This is a genomic window from Streptomyces sp. SID1328, assembly GCF_009865595.1.
Taxonomy (GTDB): Bacteria; Actinomycetota; Actinomycetes; order Streptomycetales; family Streptomycetaceae; genus Streptomyces; species Streptomyces griseoluteus.
Map to the genome: position 1 here is coordinate 1 of NZ_WWKH01000653.1, position 4374 is coordinate 4374.

The 4374-nt window shown below is 67.1% G+C and carries 3 protein-coding genes and 1 pseudogene; 1 reads left to right on the forward strand and 3 read right to left on the reverse strand.

Annotated features, from left to right (window positions below; genetic code table 11):
* The 3 genes from GT030_RS21025 to GT030_RS35775 all read right to left on the reverse strand — a co-directional run.
* Positions 1-2357, reverse strand: a 2357-nt coding sequence (locus GT030_RS21025) for an RICIN domain-containing protein (protein ID WP_202460370.1), incomplete at its 3' end; no start/stop codon positions are given.
* A 744-nt stretch (positions 2358-3101) separates the two neighbouring features.
* Positions 3102-3434, reverse strand: coding sequence for a multicopper oxidase domain-containing protein (locus GT030_RS37415; protein WP_346009701.1), 333 nt, complete (start codon positions 3432-3434; stop codon positions 3102-3104).
* Positions 3421-3741: a hypothetical protein gene (locus tag GT030_RS35775; RefSeq protein WP_202460371.1), complete on the reverse strand. Its 321-nt coding sequence runs from the start codon at positions 3739-3741 to the stop codon at positions 3421-3423. Before GT030_RS35775 ends, GT030_RS37415 begins: the two co-directional genes overlap by 14 nt.
* Positions 3742-4014: 273 nt before the next feature.
* On the opposite strand from GT030_RS35775, the pseudogene GT030_RS21035 reads away from it, so the two are divergent.
* A pseudogene (locus tag GT030_RS21035) lies at positions 4015-4152 on the forward strand (IS5/IS1182 family transposase); the annotation flags it as partial.
* Positions 4153-4374: the final 222 nt, after the last annotated feature.

A 4374-nucleotide genomic window follows, 5' to 3' on the forward strand; every position in this document is an offset into this window, starting at 1 on the left:
GCCTTGCCGGCCGCGGCTTCCGCATCGTCAGCGGCCTTGTCCGCGTCGTTCGCCGCGGCTCGGGCGGCGTCGGCCGCGTCTCCGGAGTCGAGGGAGTCGGCGTAGGCCTCCTTGGCATCGGCCTTCGCCCGTTTGGCGTTGGCTTTCTGCCGCGCGTCCCAGGCGTCGTCACGCATGTCCTTGGCGTGGTCCTTGGCCTTGACCGCCTCGTCGCGCTTGCTCTCGGCGGTCTTCTCCGCCGCTTCGGCCTTGTCCTTGGCATCCTTCGCCTTCGTAGCCTCCGACTCGGCGTTCTTTCGGTGATCGGCGGCCTCGGCCCGCTTGACGGCGGCGGTCTCCTTCTCCGACTTGGCCGTCTTCTCCTCGGCCTCCGCCGCAAGTCGCTTGGCGTGCGCGTCCGCGGCAGCGGCCTTGGCGTCCGCCTCGGCCTGCACCGCGACGGCGAGTTTGGCCTCCGCGGTCTCCTTGTCCTTCTGGGCGTTGTCGCGGTGCACCTTGGCCGCGTCCGCGGCCGCCTTGGCTTGCAGTTCCGCTGCCTCGGCGGCCTTCTTGCGGAACTCCGCCTTCGACTGCGCCGCCTGCGCCAGGGCGCGCTGGGTGATGGTCGCGCTGTCCCCGGCCGAGGCGCGGGTTGCGGCCTCGGCGGTCTCGCCGGCCTTCTCCAGCGCCGCCAGAGCTGCGGCCGCGCCCTTGGTGACCTGGTCCTTCTGCAGGCCGACCAGCAGACCACGACCCCGCGGGGCACCGTTGGCGTCGGCGACGCCGTACGCAGCCTGGAGAGCGGTGTCCGAGGTGGTCGCGGCCTTCTGAGCTGTCTCCAGCTGGGTCTTGAGGAGGGCGAGTTGCTTCTTCGCCTCCGACTGCGCACCCGTGATGTTGGCCTTGGCCTTGTCCACATCGATCTTCGCCGGCGCGGTACCGGTGTGCGTCTTGGGGACGATCCTGAACTTCTGCGCGGCAGAGCCGTTGCACGTCGACAGCACGGCGTCCTTGCTGTTGTCGAACGTCGGCAGGTGCAGGCACTTGCCGGTCGCCGCATTCCTCAGAGGGCCGCTGCTGCGCACGTCGAACGTCCACTGCTGAGCCTTGCTGCTGCCGCAGTCGCGAATCTGGATCTTCGTGCCCTCGGCGCTGTTGCCGTTCAGCACCTCGAGGCACTTGAAGGAGTTCGGATTGACCAGGGTGTAGCCCCCGTCGTAGGAGCCCATCACCTGCCACTTCTGACCGGCGCCACCATTGCAGGTGTAGACCTGAACCGGAGTGCCGTTGGTCTTGCCGCCGCCCTGGACGTCGAGGCACTTACCAGCAGCGCCCGGCACTTGGATCTCCAGCTGGCCCTCGCCGATCCAGCCGAGGCCGCCCTCGGTGTAGTGGTCCAGCCAGCGGGTGGAGTAGTCAGCGATCCACGACTGCCCCAGCATCCTGCCCAGGGCGAACGTGCCGTCCCGCAGCGCCTTGGTGGCCGTACTGCTCGCAGAGAGAATCTGCTGCCGTTGTGTGGCCTGAGAGGTGATCTCCTGCTGCCACTCGCCGGCCGCCTGCGCCACCTCCTTGCCCAGCACCCGGCCGGGGTCGATCGGGTCGTGCCACGCGCACGAGGCGAACCGGGACTTCAAGTCCTCGACCGCGATACGGAACTCAGGGCTGTCCGGCGCGGGGGCAGTCCTGGGGAAGCCTCCGGACGTGAGGAAGATCCTGGCGTCGTCGGCGAACACCCGGGGTACGAACAAGTCGTTCGGGACGACGTCTCCGGAGTTCTTCTTCCAAAGCTTCCATGCCTCCTGCTCCTGGCTCGTCCCACCACCGGTGTACAGCGGGTCCCCGACAGCGACCGCGGCCTTCTTGGTTGTGTCGTCCGCCTGAGGTGACGGGTCGTAGAACGGAGACAGCAGGTCGACCGACTTGAAGTACGACTGGTAGAGCCAGGGAAGCAGCCCCACCTTGTCGAAGATCTTCTCCGCCTTCGGAGAGCCGGGATAGTCGTCCAAGCCGCTGACGGTCTTCTTCACCGACTGGTCGGTGTCCTCGGCCTTCTTCACCCAGGCATCGGAGTCGTCACTGTCCTTCTCCCATGCCTGAGCGAACGCACCGGTTCCATAGGTGCGGTCCGCCTTCCGGTGCAGTTGATCCGCCGAGAGGGGAAGGGAGGTGCTGGCCAGGTCGTACAGGTTGGACCCGCCTCTGCGCAGGCCGTCGGCCATGAGGCACTGGTCCAGGCGCAACTGCTCAGCAGCTTTGGTGTCGTACCCGTCATACGAGTCGGCGACCGGAGTGGCGGACGGCGGAGTCGAACCCGGCTGCACCGCGACACCGGCCAGCACGGCCAGCGTCGTGGCGGCCGTGAGGGCAGGGGCCAACTTGCGTGATCTTCGTGTTCCGGGCAACCGGAACCACGGTCTGGGGCGCACGGGCGCATCCCTTCCATCGCTCAGGGGGCACGCGCCGGGAGAACGTCTGAAAAAGGGAGGCAGACGGACTTCGGCAGTGACAGGCGCGGCGTCCGGCCTGTACTAGTCGACGCCTACGGAAATGTGCCGGGCCGCGTGCACCCGGACAACAGGTGCGGCGGCATGGCGACGGAACCCCTCCCCCGCGAGCGACAGTGTTCCCCCGGTCGCTGGTTAACGCGCACCGGCACGGACTGGTCAAGATCCGGCAATGCGCGGCTACACCTTACGTGCACACAGATATGCCCGTACAAGTGTTTGCTTCGACGGAGTGAAGGACTGGCCTAAACCTGCTGGGACACGTCTAGTACCAGACACGCACAAACCGCCCGCCCTGCAAGTACGTCGCGCGTCCTTGCTGTGTAGATTCCGTGCATATCAATGACGAATCACAAGAGCATCAGCCTGCAAGAGATGACTGATTTTCGATCTCAAGGCTCCCGTGTTCATCCGGCTTCGCGCATCTCGCACCGACGGACCGGCTCGGAATCAAACGATAGGGCCGGCTCGAACAGTGCGACCGCCGCCTCAATAGTTCTTCTTCGCCTGGGCTTCGGAGTCCAAACGGTGCAATGGCTTGCCGTAGCCTCACTCGCCGTAGTGGCCGCGCCCTGCTTGCGGATGTCGCGGATGTTCTCCGCGATGTACAACACGTCACCCCTGTTGACGGCGATGATCCCGCCTGGGAAGACGCAGCCTGGGACGTTCAGAGCCTGGCCGGACCTCACACCCTGCCGTCGCTAGCGCGCCGATTTGTAGGTCCGTTCGCGATAACGGTGGCGAGACTACGTGGCAGTGCAGCATGTAGCGGCCGTGATAGCCGTCGAAGCGGGCGAGGATCTCCACCACCTCGTACGGGCGAACGTCGACGGTGTCCTCCAGCCCGCTTCGCTGGCTTCTGGGCGCCGGCCGCCGCGTGAGAGGACCTGGAAGTGGGCCATATGCAGATGGACGGGATGGTGGAAGTCGCTGCTCAGACGCCAGCATTCGACAATGCCGAAGCGCGGGTGGGCCAGGGTCTGGTGGCGCTGAGGGGGCAGCCGGTGATCGTCCACAGGTTGTCGGTGCGGCGGAAGTCGAAGTGCCGGGTGGCAACGGCGGCGGCCGGGGCGAGCGTCGCGTACGAAGAGAGACGGGCGGGAACGTGGCTGGCGTCCTTCGCTTTGCGGGTGACGCGGAAGCGCAAGACCTGCCGCATGCGGCCGTCGGTCACAGTGTTGACGAGGGTGACGTGGCTGCCGACCGGGCAATGCGAGAAATCGACGACGATGTCGAAGCGTTCGGCGGGTGCCAAGGGGGCGGCAACGAGCCGCTGGGGTGCGCCCAGGAGTCCGGCGTCACCGCCGATCTGGGTGACGGGCAGCGGGCCGCCGCCTTCCAGCTCCAGGCGGAGGTGGTAGCGCCGGGCGTTGGAGGCGTTGAGGATACGCAGGCGGTGGCGGGCGGCCGGGATCTCGGCCTCGGGCCAGGGTGCACCGTTGGCGGTTGTACGTCGCCCAGGACACCGTCCGTATAGGCGTCCTGGATGCCGGGCGTGTCGGTGCAGGAGAGGTCGTGGTCGGGGTAGCGCCTCGCCCGCTGCCACGAGCGCCGCGCGACCGTCATCCACGCCTTCTTCGACCTCGCCGACACAGTCATCGCTGTCCGTAGCCTGATCCGCCGGGCCTGGACGACCCACCGGTGGCACGACCGCCTGTTACGCCGGCTACGACGATGCTCCCGAGGGCGCCGGACTGGCCCTCGTCTTCACCGACTACGACCGGTTCGCGAGGACCTGCCCGAGGGCGGTCCAGGTCGTCCTGGACGTCATCGCTGTCCAGGCCAGGCAGGCAGCCGTCCTTCGCCGCCGTCTGATCTGCTTGGTCCAGAGCAACGACCCGCAGATCCGGTTCGAACCCATCGGAGCCATGTCCGTCATGTGGAATAG

Coding starts and splice junctions, on each gene's coding strand:
- GT030_RS37415 (WP_346009701.1), bottom strand. CDS start 3,434: ATGCTGGCGTCTGAGCAGCGACTTCCACCATCCCGTCCATCTGCATAT.